The sequence below is a fragment of the Haloimpatiens myeolchijeotgali genome (genome assembly GCF_042688525.2).
GTDB lineage: Bacteria > Bacillota > Clostridia > Clostridiales > Clostridiaceae > Haloimpatiens.
This window is the reverse complement of the sequence record NZ_JBHWAB010000001.1, coordinates 3,932,501-3,952,500: the sequence shown is the minus strand read 5'-3', so window position 1 is coordinate 3,952,500 and position 20,000 is coordinate 3,932,501. Positions and strand designations below refer to the sequence as shown.

Genomic DNA, 20,000 nt, shown 5'->3' with positions numbered 1-20,000 from the left:
AGCGGCGAGCGAACGGGAAAGAGCCCAAACCTAAGTCTTCGGATTTAGGGGTTGTGGATAGATCATAACGGTTTAGATTTTCTAATTGAAGAGAGCTGGAAAGCTCCACCACAGAAGGTAACAGTCCTGTAAGTAAAAGAAATATAAATTAGATCTACTCCAGAGTACCACGAGACACGTGAAACCTTGTGGGAAGCTGGGAGGACCACCTCCCAAGGCTAAATACTACCTAGTGACCGATAGTGAAGAAGTACCGTGAGGGAAAGGTGAAAAGAACCCCGGGAGGGGAGTGAAATAGAACCTGAAACCGTGTGCCTACAATCTGTCGAAGCACTTTATATGTGTGACGGCGTGCTTTTTGTAGAACGAGCCAGCGAGTTACGGTATGTAGCGAGGTTAAGCACCTAAGGTGTGGAGCCGCAGGGAAACCGAGTCTGAATAGGGCGTTTAGTTGCATGCTGTAGACCCGAAACCGAGTGACCTATCCATGGCCAGGTTGAAGCGGAAGTAAAATTCCGTGGAGGACCGAACCCGTTGGTGTTGAAAAACCATGGGATGAGCTGTGGATAGCGGAGAAATTCCAATCGAACTCGGAGATAGCTGGTTCTCCTCGAAATAGCTTTAGGGCTAGCGTCAGGTAATTGAGTAATGGAGGTAGAGCACTGAATAGGCTAGGGGCCATAGTGGTTACTGAACCTTATCAAACTCCGAATGCCATCTACTTGTATCCTGGCAGTCAGACTGCGAATGATAAGATCCGTGGTCAAAAGGGAAACAGCCCAGATCATCAGCTAAGGTCCCAAAGTGTAAGTTAAGTGGTAAAGGATGTGGGATTTCTAAGACAACTAGGATGTTGGCTCAGAAGCAGCCACTCATTCAAAGAGTGCGTAATAGCTCACTAGTCAAGAGATCCTGCGCCGAAAATGTCCGGGGCTCAAACTTACCACCGAAGCTATGGGCTCGAAAGAGCGGTAGAGGAGCTTCCTATATTGGCTGAAGTCGTACCGTAAGGAGCGGTGGACGATATAGGAGTGAGAATGCTGGCATAAGTAGCGACAAACAGGTGAGAATCCTGTTGGCCGAAAATCTAAGGTTTCCTGAGGAAGGCTCGTCCGCTCAGGGTTAGTCGGGACCTAAGCCGAGGCCGAAAGGCGTAGGTGATGGACAATCGGTTGATATTCCGATACCGCCATTTTCCGTTTGAGAAATGGGGTGACGCAGAAGGATAAGATGTGCGCACTGTTGGATGTGCGTCTAAGCACTTAGAGTGATTGAACAGGCAAATCCGTTCAATCTTAAGCTTGAGGTGTTATGGGGAGCGAAATTTTAGTAGCGAAGTATCTGATTCCACACTGCCAAGAAAAGCCTCTATCGAGGAAGATGGTGCCCGTACCGCAAACCGACACAGGTAGATGAGGAGAGAATCCTAAGGCCAGCGGAAGAATTGTTGTCAAGGAACTCGGCAAATTAACCCCGTAACTTAGGGAGAAGGGGTGCCTGCGAGAGCAGGCCGCAGTGAATAGGCTCAAGCAACTGTTTAGCAAAAACACAGGTCTCTGCTAAAGCGAAAGCTGATGTATAGGGGCTGACGCCTGCCCGGTGCTGGAAGGTTAAGGGGATTGGTTAGCGTAAGCGAAGCCTTGAACTTAAGCCCCAGTAAACGGCGGCCGTAACTATAACGGTCCTAAGGTAGCGAAATTCCTTGTCGGGTAAGTTCCGACCCGCACGAATGGCGTAATGATTTGAGCACTGTCTCGACAACAAATCCGGTGAAATTGTAGTGGGGGTGAAGATGCCCTCTACCCGCGATTGGACGGAAAGACCCCGTAGAGCTTTACTGTAGCTTAGCATTGAATTTCGGTATTGTCTGTACAGGATAGGTGGGAGACTTAGAAATAGGGGCGTCAGCTTCTATGGAGTCGTCCTTGGGATACCACCCTGACAGTATTGAAATTCTAACCGGAGGCCATGTATCTGGTCACGGGACATTGTTAGGTGGGCAGTTTGACTGGGGCGGTCGCCTCCTAAAATGTAACGGAGGCGCCCAAAGGTTCCCTCAGCGCAGTTGGAAATTGCGCGCAGAGTGCAAAGGCATAAGGGAGCTTGACTGCGACACATACAAGTGGAGCAGGGACGAAAGTCGGGCTTAGTGATCCGGTGGTTCCTCGTGGGAGGGCCATCGCTCAACGGATAAAAGCTACCTCGGGGATAACAGGCTGATCTCCCCCAAGAGTCCACATCGACGGGGAGGTTTGGCACCTCGATGTCGGCTCGTCACATCCTGGGGCTGAAGTCGGTCCCAAGGGTTGGGCTGTTCGCCCATTAAAGTGGCACGCGAGCTGGGTTCAGAACGTCGTGAGACAGTTCGGTCCCTTTCCGTCGCGGGCGTAGGAAATTTGAGAGGAGCTGTCCTTAGTACGAGAGGACCGGGATGGACCAACCTCTGGTGCACCAGTTGTCATGCCAATGGCATAGCTGGGTAGCTATGTTGGGACGGGATAAACGCTGAAAGCATCTAAGCGTGAAGCCCACCTCAAGATTAGATTTCCCATAGCGTAAGCTAGTAAGACTCCTGGAAGACTACCAGGTTGATAGGTCAGAGGTGTAAGCGTGGTAACATGTTAAGCTGACTGATACTAATAAGTCGAGGGCTTGACCAAATAATTAACACTGTGCAATTTTGAAAGAATAATAAATAAAAAATCTTTCAAAAAAGTATTGACAAAATGAAGAAAAAAGGTTATAATACATAACGTACTCATTTGATGAGGAAAATCTGGTGATTATGGCTCAAAGGTAACACCCCTTCCCATTCCGAACAGGACGGTTAAGCTTTGAAGCGCTGATGGTACTGCAGGGGAAGCCCTGTGGAAGAGTAGGTCGTCGCCAGGTAAGTTGAAAGTTCTATGTTGAAAAAACATAGAACTTTTTTATATGTATATATAAAATTATGATTTAATTAAAATTATAAATTCAGTATATAAAATATCTAAAACGATTTGAAATACCTTAAAATCTGTAAGTATTTTGGTTTCAATAAAAAATTAAGATTGTGAATATAACTTAAAAAAAATTTAAAAAGTATTGACATATATATAATTTGTGATATAATAATTATTGTGTTCGACAAAAAGTATATATGGCTGGATAGCTCAGTCGGTAGAGCAGAGGACTGAAAATCCTCGTGTCCCTGGTTCGATTCCTGGTCCAGCCACCAAAAAAGTTCTAGAGTATTCTAGAACTTTTTTTGTTTATGTGAGTTCAATATGGGCGCGTGCTAATGGATGAAAGTCCGATATGGGGATAATAACTTCAACTATTAGCTTAAGACAAGTGTATCCACCATGAGGTGGAATTTGAAGAAAATCGGCAGCAAAGCTATGGTTTAATGAATCTTAATTTTAATGATTTAATAAAGCGTATATTGTGAAAAGGCATTTGAACAAATTTTAGAAGTTTTTACAGCAGTCAAATGTGTTTTTAACAATATATGCTTTTATTATTATTTTTTATGAAATTTTCTTTGGTTTTTGATATACTATATAGTAGAAAAATGTATAATTTTGTAGTTTTAGGGGGTTAAATATGAATATTTTAGTTATAGATGATGAAATCAGTATTATAAATTTGATAAAAATGAATTTACAATTAGAAGGATTTAATGTGTTAACTAGCTTGATGGGAATGGAAGGAATAGAAAAATTCAAAAAACAAAAGCCTGATTTAGTTATTTTAGATGTTATGCTTCCAGATATTAGCGGACATGATGTGATACAAAAAATGCAAAAAATAAATAATGATATACCAATAATAATGTTAACAGCTAAAAGTCAAATCAATGATAGGTTGTTAGGGCTGCAATTAGGAGCTGATGATTATATAACAAAACCATTTAATAGTACAGAACTTATACTAAGAATTAAAGCTATACTTAAAAGAATTAATAAAAAGGAAAAATCAAACTGCAATATTATTGAAAAAGGTATTTTAAAAGTTTTTAAGGATGAACGAAGAGTGTTTATTAATGAAAAAGAAATAAGTTTAACATATAAAGAATTTGATAGTATACTTTTAATGATTGAAAATAGCAATAAGGTTTTTACTAGAGAACAATTACTCAATAAAGTTTGGGGATATGATTTTGAAGGTAATACTAGAGCTGTAGACATATTAATTCAGAGGTTAAGGAAAAAAATTTATCCATATAGTGAGGTTATAAAAACTGTATATGGAGTAGGGTATAAATTAGAGTTATAGAAGAGGATAGCATATGTTAAAAATGAAAAAAAAATTTAGATTAAAAACAAAAATAATGTTTATGAATATGGGAATATTAATTCCTATTATTATACTCATATATTTGATTACAATTAGTAATTTATATAATACTGTGATTAATAATTCTATAAACTTTCTCAGCAAGGAAAGCTATACTACTCAACTATATATTATTAATTATCTAAAGAACAATAAAAAATTAGATTATAAATTAGTAATGAAAAATAGTAGTCCACTTATGACGTCATATTTATCTAATAAACTTAGTCTTAGAATTCAAATGTATGATGAGGATTTAAATATTCTAGGAGATTCTTTAGTAGGAAAAAGTCAACTATATGATAAGGATATTGTTAATGCAGCTAAGGGTAATAAGGCATATATTATTAGAAAAATTGATGGAAATATATGTGTAATGTTTTCAAGTCCTATTTATTTCAATAATAAAACTGTAGGATGTGTAAGATATATATATCCATTAATAAAAGAGAAAAAATTAATAAATAATGTCTTTGTAATGATGGGAATATTAACTGTGTTAGGAATAGGATTAGCTTGGATATTAAGTAATATTTTTTCTGGCAGTATAGTAAGTCCTATTAAAAAATTGAGATATATGTCTGAAAAATTAGCATTAGGTTCATATCATAGTGAAATACAAATTAATAGTGGAGATGAGATTGAAGAATTAGCTCAAACATTTAATATAATGTCTAAAAGTATAGAAAAGAATATTGAAAAGTTAAAAGATGAAAAACAAAAGCAGAAAAACTTTTTAGACAATGTTACTCATGAATTTAAAACTCCACTTACAGCTATAATTGGATATTCTGAACTTATACCTAGACTTAAAAATGAAAATGATATTAAAGAAAGTTTATATTATATAGAAACAGAAGGACAAAGACTATTGAAATTAGTAGAAGAACTCTTGGAGTTGTCTAAATTAGGGAAAAATGAATTCCAAATAAAAAAAGAGTTAAATAACATTAAAGATGTAGTTGAAGAATCTATTCATATGATAAAACCTAGGTTGAATAAATTTGGAATAATAATAAAAGAAGAAGTTTGCAATAGAGAAGTATTTATAGATAAGGACAAGACTAAGCAGGTTATTTTGAATATATTAGATAATGCTATAAAATACAGTGATTGTGATAATATTAAAATTAGCTTAACAGAAAATAGTAAGTATATTATTTTGAATATATGTGACAATGGAATTGGAATTTTAACAGCAGATATAGAAAAGATATTTCAACCTATGTATAGGGTAAGTAAGTTAGCTTCAAGAAATAAGAATGGAAATGGGTTAGGACTTTCAATATGCAAGGAAATTATTGAGAAACAAGGTGGATTCATAAAAATGACAAGTGAACATAAAAAATGGACATGTATAAAGGTTGGATTTAATAAAAATATAAATGACTAAGACAGTATGTTTAGCAAATATTTTTTTATATATTTTATGTAAAAGTTATTGTGTTATATAGGAGGAGACAAAAGTGAAAAGGATTAATACCAAAATGAAAATCATTTTGGTTTATATAGTAGTTATATTAACAGCTATTATTATAACATGGGTAAATCAAAATAAATTATTTGATAAGGTTATAATAATAGATGATAAAAAAGAGGTAATAAAGAAAGCAAATATGTCTATTCCTATTAAAATTAAATTTTATAATAGGAAATGGGGAAATTGTATTTTAGAAGATCAGAATTCTATAAATAATGTATGGTCTTATATTCAACAAATAACTAAGGATGCATCTAATAAGGGTAGGCATAAAGCTAGTTATGATTCACCGGTCAGTATAAATGGAACTGTATACTATTTGAATGGAATGAAAGATGAATTTGAGGTTAGTGATGTTTTAAAAATAAATGATCATATTTATGGTGATAGATATAATTTTCCAATGATAAACAATCTGAGAAGTCATTTATTAAACTATTTGTATTCCCCAAATAATTTATCTAATTTTATAAATAATAGGAATAAAGTAATATTAGTTAAAAATGAAAATGTAAAAAGGAAATTAGGTAATTTTGATAAGGAAAGAATAAAGCAAATAATAAGTAAGGCCGAAAAAATTGAAGATGACAAATCAATATTAAAGTTAACTAGAAGTCAAAATAATTTATCTGCATATATTAAGGTTTATATGGATATGGAAAATGATAATTACATAAAAGTTAAAAGTTATAATGTTATAAATATAGATGTATATGACGGTTTCTTTGTTGTTCAATATTTAGGAGATGAAAATGGACGGCATATATACATGAAAGGTGATTTAAGCCCAGTTTGCAATGAATTAATTAAAACATATTCTGAACATTTTAACTAGAAGGTAACTTTCTATGGAGGTAATGATGAAATTTAAAAAATATATAACATGTATTTTAGTTATTATAATAATTTGCAGTGGATGTAGCAGTAGCAAAGAAAAAATTATATATAAAAAAAATGGTTATCCAGATTTAATAGGGAAACACTTAGTTGTGTATGTAGCTTCTAGAGAGGAAGTAGGCAAACGATTATTAGAGATATTTAAAGAAAAAACAGGGTGTACATATGAATATATGAGAATGCCGACAGAAGAGGCATTGAGACGTGTGAGATTAGAAAAAAAATGTCCAAAAGCAGATATATTTATTGGTGGAACTTGTGATGCTCACATTAATATGAAAAAAGAATATCTTTCTGAAAAATACGAGTCTAATAATTCTGTTAATGTTTATGATGACTATAAGGATGAAGATGGTTATTGGACAGGCATAGAATTAGAGCCAATATCTATTGTAGTAAATAAAGACAGATGGGATAAAGAATTTTCTTCAATGGGTTTAGAGGTGCCAAAAACATTTGAAGATTTATTAAATCCAGTGTATAAAGGTGAAATTGTTATGCCCGACCCATATACTTCAGGAACAGCATATACGTTTATAACATCTTTAGTACAGAATATGGGAGAAGAAAAAGCAAAAACATATTTCAAAAAATTAAAGTATAATGTGGGACAGTTTACTATGAATGGATATACTCCATGTCAAAAAGTTGGTACAGGAGAGTACCTTATAGGTATAAATTTTTTTGGAGATCAGCTTATGATGAAAAAATCTGGATTTAATTTAATTTGCAATGTACCTAAAGATGCAGGATGGACAATTGATTCTATATCAAAAATAAAAAATGGTCCTAATGGAACAATAGGAAATTTATTTATAGATTTTTGTCTTTCAAAAGAAGCAGGAAATATATTAAAAAATATGTCTATGGGAATATCAGTTAGAAAAGATGCAGATAAAGATGAGAAAATGTTAAAAATAGTACATTCTAAAATATATAGAAATTATGATTTTGAAAAAGCAGCAGTAAATAAGGAAAAAGTTTTAAATCTCTGGGAAAGTGCAAATTAATAACTCAACTTTTGCAACATATAAATCTAAATTCCTATAAATGATATTTTTTTGAGGCAAACTTCAACTAAATAATAAACTATTGTAAAAAAGAAGTTGATAAAATATAAGATATCAACTTCTTTTTTGTATTTAATGAAAAAACTAGTAAATATGAGATTATATACAATTATATCATAGAATGAAAAAAAATAGAAATATTTAATGTAATGCTTTTCTTTAATGTTGTTGAATGTTTATATAGTTTGTGGTATTGTTGAATGTGAAAAAAGAATATTGTAGAATTTAGGGTCTTATAATTAAAAGGGAAAACGGTAAAAAGCCGATGCAGCCCCCGCTACTGTGAGAGAGACAAATGTTGAATTAACCACTGTAATTTATGTTATGGGAAGGTCAACTAGTAGGATGATCTCAAGCCAGGAAACCTACCTAAATTTATTAAAAGTAATCTTCGGAGGGAAGAAATTACTTATGAAGATAACATCATTATATAAAACGTATATGTAAATATATTCATAATGATACATAAGTGATAAAAAATCCCTAACCTTGGAAGGTTAGGGATTTTATTTTATGAAATTTTATATAATTTCATTAAGAAATGTGTATAGAAAAATATAAGTTTTTAATAGAAGGGAGAATTGAGGAAAATGACAAATAACAAAAAACTAAAGATATTTTTAGTAGCATTAATATTAATGTTAACTCCTAGTACTGTACAAGCTATGCACATAATGGAAGGGTTTCTTCCAGCAAAATGGTGTATTTTTTGGTTTGCGGTTTCTATACCTTTTGTAATTAAGGGAATGATCAACTTAAGTAAGGTATTTAAAGAACAACCAAAGAAAAAGATTTTAATTGGACTTGCAGGTGGTTTTGTATTTGTACTATCAGCTTTAAAAATCCCATCAGTTACAGGAAGTTGTTCACATCCAACAGGAGTAGGATTAGGCGCAATTATATTTGGACCTACAATTATGACTGTTTTAGGAATTATAGTTTTGATATTTCAAGCATTACTTCTTGCTCATGGTGGAATTACTACTCTTGGTGCAAACACATTTTCTATGGCTGTAGCAGGACCATTGGTATCATATTTCATATTTAGATTTTTAAAAAAGAAAAAAGTAAAAATATCAACATGTGTATTTTTAGCTGCTGCATTAGGAGATTTAGCTACATATACAGTGACATCATTTCAATTGGCGATTGCTTTCCCAGATCCTATAGGAGGAATGATGGCATCTGCAACGAAATTTTTAAGTATTTTTGCATTAACTCAGATTCCATTAGCTATTGCTGAAGGATTATTGACAACTATAATTTATAATTTATTATCAGAATATAAGAAAGAGGGGGTGTTATCAGATGAAAACATCCACTAAGAAAAATATAATCTTGCTTCTAATAACAATAATACTTATAGTTACACCTTTAATAGTAAAAAAAGGAGCTGAATTTGGAGGCTCGGATGATCAAGCTGAAACTGTTATAACACAAATAAATCCACAGTACAAACCTTGGTTTAAAAGTATATGGCAACCACCAAGTGGTGAGGTTGAAAGCTTATTATTTTCTGTACAGGTTGCTATAGGAGCAATAGTAGTAGGTTATACTTTAGGTTATATGAAGGGAAAGAGAAAAAGTGATTCTAACAGATAAATATGCATATAATAATAAGTTAAGAAATTTTAATCCCATGGTAAAGTTTTTATTTGCCATGGGTATGCTTGTCATATCATTGTTAAAAGTCCCTATAGTTACATATTTTTTTATTATAATATTAATGGTGTTTATAACAGTAGGAATTGCTAAGATACCCTATAAGCAATATTTAAAAATGCTTGCAATACCAGGTTTCTTTTTAGTAATCAGCATGATTACAATTCTAATATCCATTTCTAAAGACAAAAATGTATTTATTTATTGCACTAATATTATGGGGAGTTATATAGTGATAACCCAGCAATCTATCAATACATGTAAACTACTTATGTTAAGAGCGATATCTTGTATAACGTGTACCTATTTTATTGCATTTACTATTCCTATAAATCAGTTAATCATGGTTTTTAAGAAGTTAAAAATACCTAAATCATTTATTGAACTAGTAGTATTAATTTATAGGTTTATATTTATTTTTCTGGAAGAATCAAAAGAAATACATACCGCACAAGAATTAAGATTTGGATATATTAATGTAAAAACGGGATATAAATCGTTATCTCTTCTTGTAAAATGTTTGTTTATTAGAATTATGATTAAGTATGAAGATATGGTTATATCCTTAGATAGTAAACTTTATGATGGAGAGTTTCACATTTAAATAAGTAGGTGATATTATGCTAAAAATTGAAGATTTAAAATATATTTACGAGGATGGAACAGTAGCATTAGAAAATATAAATATTGATTTACATAAAGGGAATAAAATAGGAGTTATAGGTTCTAATGGTTCGGGTAAATCAACTCTTTTTTTAAATATGGTTGGAATTTTACAACCTAAACAAGGTAAGGTTATTTTTAATAATGAAGGCTTAAAATACAATAAAAAATTTTTAAGAAAGTTTAGGCAAAATATTGGAATTGTTTTTCAAGATCCTGATAAACAAATATTTTATTCTAATGTATATGATGATGTAGCTTTTGCACTTAGAAATTTAGGATATAGTGAAGAAATAGTAAGACAAAGGGTATATATGGCATTAAAAAAAACAGGAGCATATGAATTTAGAAATAAGCCAGTTCATTTTTTAAGTTATGGTCAGAAAAAAAGAGTTGCTATAGCAGGAGTTTTAGCCATGAAAAGTGATATAATACTTTTTGATGAACCTACTGCAGGTCTTGATCCTGTCATGACAGAATCAGTAATAGATATTATAAATACGTTGAGTAGAGAAAACAAAAAAATAGTTATATCTAGTCATAACATGAATTTGATATATGAAATGTGTGATTATGTATATGTTTTAAATAAGGGAAGAATTATAGGAGAGGGAAAAGTAGAGGAGATTTTTACAAAAGAAAATATTTTAAAAGAAGCGGGTCTTAATGAGCCATGGCTTGTAAAATTACATAAGAATTTACAAATACCTTTATTTAAAGATGAAAAGTGTTTGTATGACTACTGGAGGGAAAATTATGAACATATTAGTAGTAGGAGTAAATCATAATAAAACCCCTATACAAATAAGAGAAAAAGTTTCATTTACTGAGTCAAAAAAGATAGAAGCTGTAAATTATTTATTAGATAGGGGAATAAGAGAAGTTTGTATATTGTCCACATGCAATAGAAGTGAAATTTATATTGCGAGTAATTGTGTAAATGATGACATAAATATAGTTAAGAATTTTTACAAAGAATTTTTTAAATTAGATAATATGGATGAGTATTTGTTTATTAAATATGGAAAAGAAGCAGTAAGTCATATATACGTTGTAGCTGCAGGTATAGATTCTGTTGTTTTGGGGGAAGACCAAATATTAGGACAAGTTAAAGATGCATTACAGTTCTCCATGGAATTAGGAGCAAGTAAAAAAATATTAAATAAATTACTTAGAGAGGCTGTTACAGCTGCAAAAGCTATAAAGAGTGAATTAAAAATATCTGAAATACCTCTTTCTACAAGTTATATAGGAATAAAATTTTTAAGAGAAAGACTAGGGACATTAAAGGGCAAAAAAGCTTTTATAATAGGAGCCGGCAAAATAAGCACTTTAAGTTTAAGATATTTAGCAGAAGAAGAACTAGAAGATATATATATTACAAATAGAACCCATGGAAAGCTTAAAAAAGTATGTTTTGAATTTCCTAAAGTAAAAACAGTAAAATATGAAGATAGATATGAAGTTCTTAAAAAAGTAGATATCTTAATTACAGCAACATCTGCACCTCATACTATAATTACATCAGATCAAATGAGTAAATTAAATAAAAAACTTTACATAATGGATTTAGCAGTTCCTAGGGATGTTGAAAAGACTGTAGGAAATTTTGAAAATATTACATTATATGATATAGATGACTTAAAGAAAATATCAGAAGAAAATATGAATAAGAGGATTGAGCTTTGTGAAAAGGCTACTAAGGTGATAGAGCAAGATGTTGAAGAATATATTAATTGGATGAAGCAAATAAAAGTTGATCCAGTTATAAAATCTTTAAATGAGAAATGTAAAGATATACAAGATGATACATTAGATTATATAAATAGAAAATTACAATTAAACTCTAGAGAAAAAAAGATAATAGAAAAAATGTTAGGATCAGCTTTAAGAAGGGTTATAAGAGAACCAATTAGAAATTTAAAAGAAATAAAAGAAAAAGAAGATATGGAAAATTATATTGAAGTAGTTAATCAATTATTTGATTTCTAAGGAAGTGAAACAATGTATTATCCACTAATGATAAATATAAAAAATAAAGATATAACTATTATAGGAGCTGGTAAAATAGCTTTTCGAAAAACAAAAAAGCTTTTAGAATTTGGAGCAAATGTAAAAGTAGTAGGTATATCAATAGAAAGCCAATTTAATGCTTTAAAGGAAAAGTATAATAATAGATTAGAGATAATTAATGATGAGTACAATAAAATGTATATCTTACATTCATTTTTAGTTATAGCCGCAACTTCTTCTAAAAAAGTGAATGAAGAAATTGCAAGAGAGTGTAGAAAAAATAAAATCCTTTGTAATACTGTTAATAGTATAGATAGTTCTGATTTTATAGTACCTTCCACTATACAAAGAGGTGACTTAGTTATAGCTGTGTCTACAACAGGTAAAAGTCCATCTTTAAGTTCGAAGATAAGAAAAGAATTAGAAGAGAGATATACAGATGAGTATGAAGAGTATGTAAATTTACTTGGTAAAACAAGAAAAATCATAGTGGGTACATATAAAGATGAAGTAATTAAGAAAAGAATCCTTAATTATATTGTGAATTTAAATTTAGATGAACTTAGAAAATATTTTTATGAATTAGTAAATAATCAAAAGGAGTAATGGTTATGAGAGTAGTGGTTGGATCAAGAGGAAGTAAACTCGCACTTGCTCAAACAAATTGGGTTATAAGTAAACTAAAAAGCAAAAATCCAAATGTGGATTTCGAATTAAAAATAATAAAAACTAAGGGAGATAAAATACAACATATTTCTTTGGATAAAATAGGCGGCAAAGGATTATTTGTAAAAGAAATAGAACAACAGCTTTTAGATGGCGATATTGATATGGCTGTTCACAGCATGAAAGATATGCCAGCACAGGTTCCAGAAGGACTTAAGTTTTCACATATACCAAAACGGGAAGAATATAGAGATGTTATAGTGTTAAAAGAAGGGTATACATGTTTAAAGGATCTTCCTAAAGGAGCTAAAATAGGTACAGGAAGTAAAAGAAGAAAATATCAAATTTTAAGATATAGACCAGATTTAAATGTTGTTTCAATTCGAGGAAATATAGATACTAGAATAAAAAAAATTAAAGAACAAGATTTAGATGGAGTAATACTTGCTGCAGCAGGAATAAATAGATTAAATATACAAGAAACTATAAAAAATAAAATATATTATTTATCAACAGATATAGTACTTCCAGCACCAGCACAAGGTGCTTTAGCTATAGAAGTAAGGGAAAATAATAAAGAAATAGAAGCAATGCTAAAGGATATACAACATAAAGAGACGGAAATTCAGATAAAGGCAGAGAGAGCTTTTTTAGAAGCTATAGATGGAAGCTGTCATATTCCTGTAGGTGCACTTTGTAGTGTAAAAGATGAATCAATAAAATTAGATGCTTTATTTGGAACTGAAGATGGACAGGCTTTAGTAAGAAAATCTTTATCAGGAAAAGCTAAAGATGCAAGAAAAATTGGATTTGAACTTGCAGAGATTATTTCTAAGGAGTTGTAGAATATGAAGGGTAAAGTATATTTAATTGGGGCAGGTCCAGGAGATTATAACTTATTAACTTTAAAAGGATTAGATTGCATAAAAAAAGCAGATGTTATTGTATATGATAGATTAGCAAATAACAGATTCTTAGATGAAGCTAAAGATGATTGTAAATTTATATATGTAGGTAAACAATCAAGTAATCATACTAAAACTCAAGATGAAATAAATGAAATTATAGCGGAACAAGCTTTGAAAGGTAAAAAAGTTGTAAGACTTAAAGGGGGAGATCCCTATGTTTTTGGAAGAGGAGGAGAAGAAGGAGAATATCTTTTGGAAAAAGGTGTGAAATTTGAAGTAGTTCCAGGTATAACATCTGCTATAGGAGGTCTTTGTTATGCAGGTATACCTATAACTCATAGAGATTATGCTTCTTCATTTCATGTAATTACTGGACACTTAAAAGATAGTAGTGAAGAGTTAAATTGGAGAGCTTTAGCTAAATTAAAAGGTACATTAGTATTTCTAATGGGAATGGCCAATTTAAATAGAATATGTGAAAATTTAATAAAAGAAGGTAAGAAAAAAGATACCCCTGTAGCCATAATAAATTGGGCTACAAGACCAGAACAAAAGGTGGTAACAGGAACTTTAGAAAATATACATCAAGTAGTGCTAAAAGAAGGAATAAAACCGCCTAGTTTAATAGTTGTAGGAGATGTAGTAAGATTAAGAAGTAAACTTAATTTCTTTGAAAATAAAATTTTATTTGGGAAGAATATTGTTGTTACTAGATCTAGAGCTCAAAACAGTAAATTAATAGAAAGTTTAAATACTTTAGGTGCTAATGTTATAGAATTTCCTACAATTAAAATAGAAGAAATAGTTCCTAATCTTGAACTAAAACAATCAATAAAAAAACTTCAGGATTATACATATATAGTTTTTACTAGTGAAAATGGAGTTAATATATTTTTTAATAAGTTGTATGAGTTAGGTTTTGATGCAAGAAAAATAGGAAAATCAAAGATTGCAGCAATAGGAAATGGAACTGCTAAAGCCCTTAAAAACTATGGTATTAGGGCAGATATAATTCCTGAAAGATTTGTAGCAGAAAGTTTAGTTGAAGAGCTCAAAAAAGTTGTAAATAGTGAAGATAAAATATTAATTCCGAGAGCTAGTGAAGCTAGAAAATATTTAGTAAATGAATTAAGTAAGATTTGCAGTGTGACAGAAATAAAAATTTATAATACAGTTAAAGGTGAGGGAAATAAAGAAGATATAATTAATTTTTTAGATGAAGGTAAAGTAGATTATATTACATTTACAAGTTCATCTACAGTAAAGAATTTAGTAGAAATATTAGGCAAAGAAAATCTACTAAAATTAAATAAGGTTAAATTAGTATCTATAGGGCCAATAACATCAAACACTATTAAGTCTTTTGGATTAAAAGTTTATAAAGAGGCTTATAAATATACAATCAATGGTGTAATTGATATACTTAAAAATGACATTGTGGAGGGGAATATAAATGAAAATAATTAAAAGACCTAGAAGACTTAGAACTAATTCAATAATAAGAAGTCTTGTGAGAGAGACTAAACTAAGCATGGATGATCTTATATATCCTTTGTTTGTAGTTGAGGGGGAAAATATTAAGGAAGAAATAAAATCTATGCCAAATAATTATCATTTTTCTATAGACAAATTAATGGAAGAAGTAAAAGAGATTTTAGATTTAGGAATAAAATCAATTATTTTATTCGGTATTCCAGGTAAAAAAGATGAATGTGGTAGTGATGCATATGATGAAAATGGAATAATTCAAAGAGCTGTTAGAGAAATTAAAGATAAATTTCCAGCTATGTATGTTATAACAGATATATGTATGTGTGAATATACATCTCATGGTCATTGTGGTATTCTTACAAAAGATGGATATGTTAATAATGATGAAACACTTGAGTATTTAGGTAAAATAGCAGTAAGCCATGCTAAAGCAGGAGCAGATATGGTAGCACCTTCAGATATGATGGATGGAAGAGTTGGATTTATAAGAGAACAATTAGATAAGGAAGGATATACTAATGTTCCTATAATGGCATATAGCGCAAAATATGCATCAGCATTTTATGGACCATTTAGAGATGCGGCGGATTCTGCACCATCTTTTGGGGATAGAAAATCATATCAGATGGATCCAGCTAACATAGATGAAGCTATAAGAGAAGTGGAATTAGATATTGAAGAAGGAGCAGATATAGTTATGGTTAAACCTGCACTTCCTTACTTAGATGTAATAAGAGAGGTTAAAAACAGATTTAATATGCCAATAGCTGCTTATAACGTAAGTGGAGAATATTCAATGCTTAAGATGGCTGTAGATAACGGACTTTTAAATGAATCTGCAATTATGGAGTCACTTGTTTCTATAAAAAGAGCAGGTGCAGATCTTATTATAACTTATTTTGCTAAAGATATTGCAAAACAACTTAGATAATTAGTTCAATTTTTGAAGTTGAAAACAGTTGCTGCGGGAAAAGATATATAGTATTTTTGTGCTGTGAAAGTTTAAAATAAGAAAGGAATTGAAAATAAGATGGATAAATTAAATCATGATAAATCTGAAAAATTATTTAGAGAAGCTCAAAAGTATATACCTGGTGGAGTTAATAGTCCTGTTAGGGCGTTTAGATCAGTTGGATTAAATCCTATATTTGTTGAAAAAGGTAAGGGAAGTAAAGTTAAAGATGTAGATGGAAATGATTATATAGATTATATATGTTCATGGGGACCTTTAATGCTTGGACACAGTAATGAGGAACTTTTAGAAGGAATTGAAGATGTTGTTGCTAAAGGTACAAGCTTTGGAGTTCCTACTGAAATAGAGGTAAAGATGGCAAAACTTATAGTAGAGGCGTATCCTTCTATTGATATGGTTAGAATGGTTAATTCAGGAACAGAAGCTACAATGAGTGCTTTAAGAGTAGCTAGAGGATATACTAAAAGAAATAAGATAGTAAAATTTGAGGGATGTTATCATGGACACTCTGATGCACTTTTAGTTAAATCAGGTTCAGGCACAATAACTTTTGGTGTACCAACTAGTCCAGGAGTTCCTGCAGATACTGTAAAAGATACATTAGTTTGTAGATATAATGATTTAGAAAGTGTAAAAGATATATTTGAAAAATATGGAAGCGATATAGCTGCTGTAATAGTTGAGCCAGTAGGTGGAAATATGGGCGTTGTTCCTGGTAAAAAGGAGTTTTTACAAGGATTAAGAGACATAACAAAAGAGTATGATTCAGTTCTTATATTTGATGAAGTAATAACTGGATTTAGATTAGCTTATGGAGGAGCACAAGAAGTTTATGGAATAGAACCAGATATGACTTGCTTAGGTAAAATAATAGGTGCAGGACTTCCAGTAGGTGCTTATGGTGGAAAGAGAGAAATAATGGAGATGGTATCACCAGTAGGTCCTGTATACCAAGCAGGAACTTTATCAGGAAATCCACTTGCTATGCATATGGGATATAAAAACTTATGCATATTAAAAAATAATTCAAACATATATGATGAATTAGAACAAAAAGCTATAAAACTTGAAAAAGGTTTTAATGATAATATAAAAAAATTAGGTGTTAAGGCTACTGTTGTTAGATTTAAAGCTATGGTATGCTTGTTTTTTGCAGAAGGAAAGTTTGAGAATTTTGAAGATGTAATGAAATGTGATACAGAAAAGTATGCTGTATATTTTAGAGAAATGCTAGAGAAAGGAATATTACTTCCTCCAGCTCAATTTGAAGCAATATTTTTATCTAAAGCACATACAAATGAAGATATTGAATATACAATAAAAGCTAATTACGAATCACTTAAAAAAGCTTTTGGTAGATAATTGAGTAGCTTTTGTATTTGAAAGGCAGTCGCTATGAAAGTTGAATTAATAGTTAATAATGAATTCAACTTTCGCAGGTAAAAAATAGCCGCTACGGGAAATGATATCTTGCTCAGAAACCTTTCACTTCAGTAACAAGTTCTAAGATTTACTCATATTGAAAAAAGATTTTTTAATTAATATTCCGTAGGAATCAGTAATTAAAAAATAACTTTTTTCAAATTCGTAAAGCTAAGAACTTGTAAACTTTGTTCAAATGTTTCTTACGCAATATATCATTTCCCTTCGCTAGACAGTAGTTTTTACTGAGAAAGTTGAGTGAACAACTAATATAATTAAAGATAAATAAAAAATGAGAAGTTAATGAATTTGGTTTACCTAGCATTAACTTCTCATTTTTTATTTATAAATTTAGTAAAAAAGTATTTACTTTTTTACTGTATGGGTGTATTATTCGTATAGCACACTAATACATTAACACTAAGATAAGTTATTAATAAACTATAATAATAAATTAGCGTATATGCTAAATAAATTAAATTTATGGAGGTAAAGATGAGTGTGAAATTTGATGATAAACTTCCAATATATACTCAGGTAGTAAATATTATAAAGAAACAGATAGTATCTGGAGAGTTAAAAGGAGGAGATAAATTGTCATCTGTAAGAGGACTTTCTACATCACTTAAAGTTAATCCTAATACTATTCAAAGAGCTTATCAAGAATTAGAAAGACAGGAACTTACTTTTACCCAAAGGGGTATGGGTACTTTTGTTACAAAAGATGAAGACAAAATAATAAGTTTAAGAAAAGAAATGGCAAATAACATAGTAGAATATTTTTTCAAAGAAATGAATGAATTAGGATTCAAAAGTGAAGATATAAAAAATATAGTAGTTCATAAAATTGAAAAGGGGGATAACTAAATGTCAGTGGTATTACAAGCTAACAAATTAACTAAAAAATATTTTACAAAAACAGCATTAAGAGAAGTAGATTTTGCTGTACAACAAGGTAAAATTGTAGGTTTATTAGGTCCTAATGGAAGCGGAAAAACAACATTTATGAAAATAGCAGCAGGATTATTAAAACAATCTTCGGGTGAAATGTTGATAGATGACAAGGTACCAGGTGTTTATACTAAATCCATAGTATCTTATTTACCAGATAAGAATTATCTTTATAAATGGATGAGTATAGATGATGCTATAAAATTTTTTAAAGATTTTTATAAAGATTTTGATGAAGATAAAGCTAATGAACTCTTGAAATTTATGAAGTTAGATAGAAATATGAAAGTAAAAGAACTTTCTAAAGGGATGTATGAAAAATTAAGTCTTACACTTGTTTTATCAAGAAATGCTAAACTTTATATACTAGATGAACCTTTAGGTGGTGTAGATCCTGTTGCAAGAGAAAAGATACTTGATGCAATTATAAATAATTACAATGAAAATAGTTCAATGATTATAACAACTCATTTAGTAAGAGATATAGAAAGAGTATTTGATGATGTTGCTTTTATAAAAGATGGAGAAATTGTACTGCAAGGAAATGCGGAAGAATTAAGGTTAGAAAAAGAAAAATCTATTGATGAATTATTTAGAGAAATATTTGAATAGGGAAGTGATTATGTTGATGGGAAAATTAATAAAGCATGAATTTAAAGGTAACTTTAAAAAGTATTCAATAGTTTTTATAACAATGTCACTTTTAAATATATTGATACTATCACTTTATAAACCACAAAAGACTGCATTGTCTGTAATACTTATGCTGCTAGTAGATTTTGCAGCGCTTTTGACAGTTTTAATTTTTACCAGTAATGCTTTTGATAAGGATTTATATGAAGAAAAAGCATATCTTATTTTTACATTACCAGTAAAAGGGTGGCAGATGCTAGGATCAAAAATTATAACAAGTATTGTTTATCTTGCTATAGTAGCAATGATTACAGGAATTTTTAGTTATATTACTATTAATATATTTCAAGTAAAAATAGAACCTCCAGTATCATTTTTTATTATAGCTGCAATTAAATATATGTATATAGTAATGTTGCTGATATTAATTGGGTATTTTTGTACTACGCTATCTAGAACAACTAATTTAAAAATAAAAATAGAAAAATTTATGTGTTTTATTATAGGGGTAATAGTTATAGCATTAGTATTATTTATTAATTCTAAACTTCAACAGTGGTTTCCTAAAGAAATAATAATAGGCTATCCTAAATTTGCTATATGTCCTAATTTGTATATTAGTACAAAAGTTACAAGTGTATGTCAAACTTCAGTTAATTTTAATATAGCAAGTAGTATTTATTCAATTGTATTATTTGTAATATTTTTCATATCAACTTCATGGATGTTAGATAATAAGTTGGATGTAAAGTAAAATCTACCATAACTACTGATTTTATTTATAAACAAGTAGTTATGGATTTAAAAAATAATAATTAAAATATTGTAATTATTAAAGGTGGATGGTGGAATAA

General features: G+C 30.5%; 17 protein-coding genes, 1 tRNA gene, 2 rRNA genes and 1 riboswitch (1 of these 21 cut by a window edge). All 20 genes read left to right on the top strand.

Annotation, left to right across the window (positions count from 1 at the left end; translation table 11 throughout):
* Nucleotides 1–2,660, top strand: a 23S ribosomal RNA gene (locus tag ACFIJ5_RS17755) (it extends 239 nt beyond the left edge of the window).
* 115 nt (nt 2,661–2,775) lie between these two features.
* Nucleotides 2,776–2,892, top strand: a 5S ribosomal RNA gene (gene rrf / locus ACFIJ5_RS17750).
* Nucleotides 2,893–3,141: 249 nt separating this feature from the next.
* Nucleotides 3,142–3,217, top strand: a tRNA-Phe gene (locus ACFIJ5_RS17745).
* Nucleotides 3,218–3,585: 368 nt separating this feature from the next.
* Nucleotides 3,586–4,257 carry a response regulator transcription factor gene (locus ACFIJ5_RS17740; protein ID WP_379809435.1) on the top strand — a complete coding sequence of 224 codons (672 nt, stop codon included), beginning with the start codon at nt 3,586–3,588 and terminating at the stop codon, nt 4,255–4,257.
* A gap of 13 nt (nt 4,258–4,270) precedes the next feature.
* Entirely contained in the window at nt 4,271–5,710 is a 1,440-nt protein-coding gene (locus ACFIJ5_RS17735; RefSeq protein ID WP_379809433.1) for a sensor histidine kinase, read from the top strand.
* 73 nt (nt 5,711–5,783) lie between these two features.
* Entirely contained in the window at nt 5,784–6,632 is an 849-nt protein-coding gene (locus ACFIJ5_RS17730; RefSeq protein WP_379809431.1) for a DUF3919 family protein, read from the top strand.
* 25 nt (nt 6,633–6,657) lie between these two features.
* On the top strand, nt 6,658–7,704 hold the full coding sequence (locus tag ACFIJ5_RS17725) for an ABC transporter substrate-binding protein (RefSeq protein ID WP_379809429.1): 1,047 nt from the start codon (nt 6,658–6,660) through the stop codon (nt 7,702–7,704).
* Between the two features lie 270 nt (nt 7,705–7,974).
* Nucleotides 7,975–8,151: riboswitch (cobalamin riboswitch) on the top strand.
* Between the two features lie 203 nt (nt 8,152–8,354).
* On the top strand, nt 8,355–9,089 hold the full coding sequence (locus ACFIJ5_RS17720) for an energy-coupling factor ABC transporter permease (RefSeq protein ID WP_379809427.1): 735 nt from the start codon (nt 8,355–8,357) through the stop codon (nt 9,087–9,089).
* Complete coding sequence (locus ACFIJ5_RS17715; protein WP_379809425.1) at nt 9,073–9,366, top strand: energy-coupling factor ABC transporter substrate-binding protein; 294 nt, start codon at nt 9,073–9,075, stop codon at nt 9,364–9,366. Before ACFIJ5_RS17720 ends, ACFIJ5_RS17715 begins: the two co-directional genes overlap by 17 nt.
* Nucleotides 9,350–10,030 carry a cobalt ECF transporter T component CbiQ gene (gene cbiQ, locus ACFIJ5_RS17710; RefSeq protein ID WP_379809423.1) on the top strand — a complete coding sequence of 227 codons (681 nt, stop codon included), beginning with the start codon at nt 9,350–9,352 and terminating at the stop codon, nt 10,028–10,030. Before ACFIJ5_RS17715 ends, cbiQ begins: the two co-directional genes overlap by 17 nt.
* Before the next feature lie 16 nt (nt 10,031–10,046).
* Nucleotides 10,047–10,877 (top strand): energy-coupling factor ABC transporter ATP-binding protein, encoded by an 831-nt coding sequence (locus tag ACFIJ5_RS17705; RefSeq protein WP_379809421.1) that lies wholly within the window; start codon nt 10,047–10,049, stop codon nt 10,875–10,877.
* Entirely contained in the window at nt 10,846–12,081 is a 1,236-nt protein-coding gene (gene hemA / locus ACFIJ5_RS17700; protein ID WP_379809419.1) for a glutamyl-tRNA reductase, read from the top strand. Before ACFIJ5_RS17705 ends, hemA begins: the two co-directional genes overlap by 32 nt.
* Nucleotides 12,082–12,093: 12 nt before the next feature.
* Nucleotides 12,094–12,708: a precorrin-2 dehydrogenase/sirohydrochlorin ferrochelatase family protein gene (locus tag ACFIJ5_RS17695; protein WP_404660872.1), complete on the top strand. Its 615-nt coding sequence runs from the start codon at nt 12,094–12,096 to the stop codon at nt 12,706–12,708.
* A 5-nt stretch (nt 12,709–12,713) separates the two neighbouring features.
* The gene (hemC, locus tag ACFIJ5_RS17690) at nt 12,714–13,613 is read left to right on the top strand and encodes a hydroxymethylbilane synthase (protein ID WP_379809415.1); all 900 of its coding nucleotides are present in this window, start codon (nt 12,714–12,716) and stop codon (nt 13,611–13,613) included.
* A gap of 3 nt (nt 13,614–13,616) precedes the next feature.
* A complete protein-coding gene (cobA, locus tag ACFIJ5_RS17685) occupies nt 13,617–15,143 on the top strand; it encodes a uroporphyrinogen-III C-methyltransferase (protein WP_379809413.1) in 1,527 nt (508 codons plus the stop codon).
* Nucleotides 15,130–16,098 (top strand): porphobilinogen synthase, encoded by a 969-nt coding sequence (gene hemB, locus ACFIJ5_RS17680; protein WP_379809411.1) that lies wholly within the window; start codon nt 15,130–15,132, stop codon nt 16,096–16,098. Before cobA ends, hemB begins: the two co-directional genes overlap by 14 nt.
* A 99-nt stretch (nt 16,099–16,197) precedes the next feature.
* On the top strand, nt 16,198–17,502 hold the full coding sequence (hemL, locus tag ACFIJ5_RS17675; RefSeq protein ID WP_379809409.1) for a glutamate-1-semialdehyde 2,1-aminomutase: 1,305 nt from the start codon (nt 16,198–16,200) through the stop codon (nt 17,500–17,502).
* A gap of 555 nt (nt 17,503–18,057) precedes the next feature.
* On the top strand, nt 18,058–18,429 hold the full coding sequence (locus ACFIJ5_RS17670; RefSeq protein WP_379809407.1) for a GntR family transcriptional regulator: 372 nt from the start codon (nt 18,058–18,060) through the stop codon (nt 18,427–18,429).
* Nucleotides 18,430–19,125, top strand: a complete 696-nt coding sequence (locus ACFIJ5_RS17665) for an ABC transporter ATP-binding protein (protein ID WP_379809405.1) — start codon at nt 18,430–18,432, stop codon at nt 19,123–19,125.
* A gap of 16 nt (nt 19,126–19,141) precedes the next feature.
* Nucleotides 19,142–19,900 carry a hypothetical protein gene (locus ACFIJ5_RS17660; RefSeq protein ID WP_404660868.1) on the top strand — a complete coding sequence of 253 codons (759 nt, stop codon included), beginning with the start codon at nt 19,142–19,144 and terminating at the stop codon, nt 19,898–19,900.
* Nucleotides 19,901–20,000: the final 100 nt, after the last annotated feature.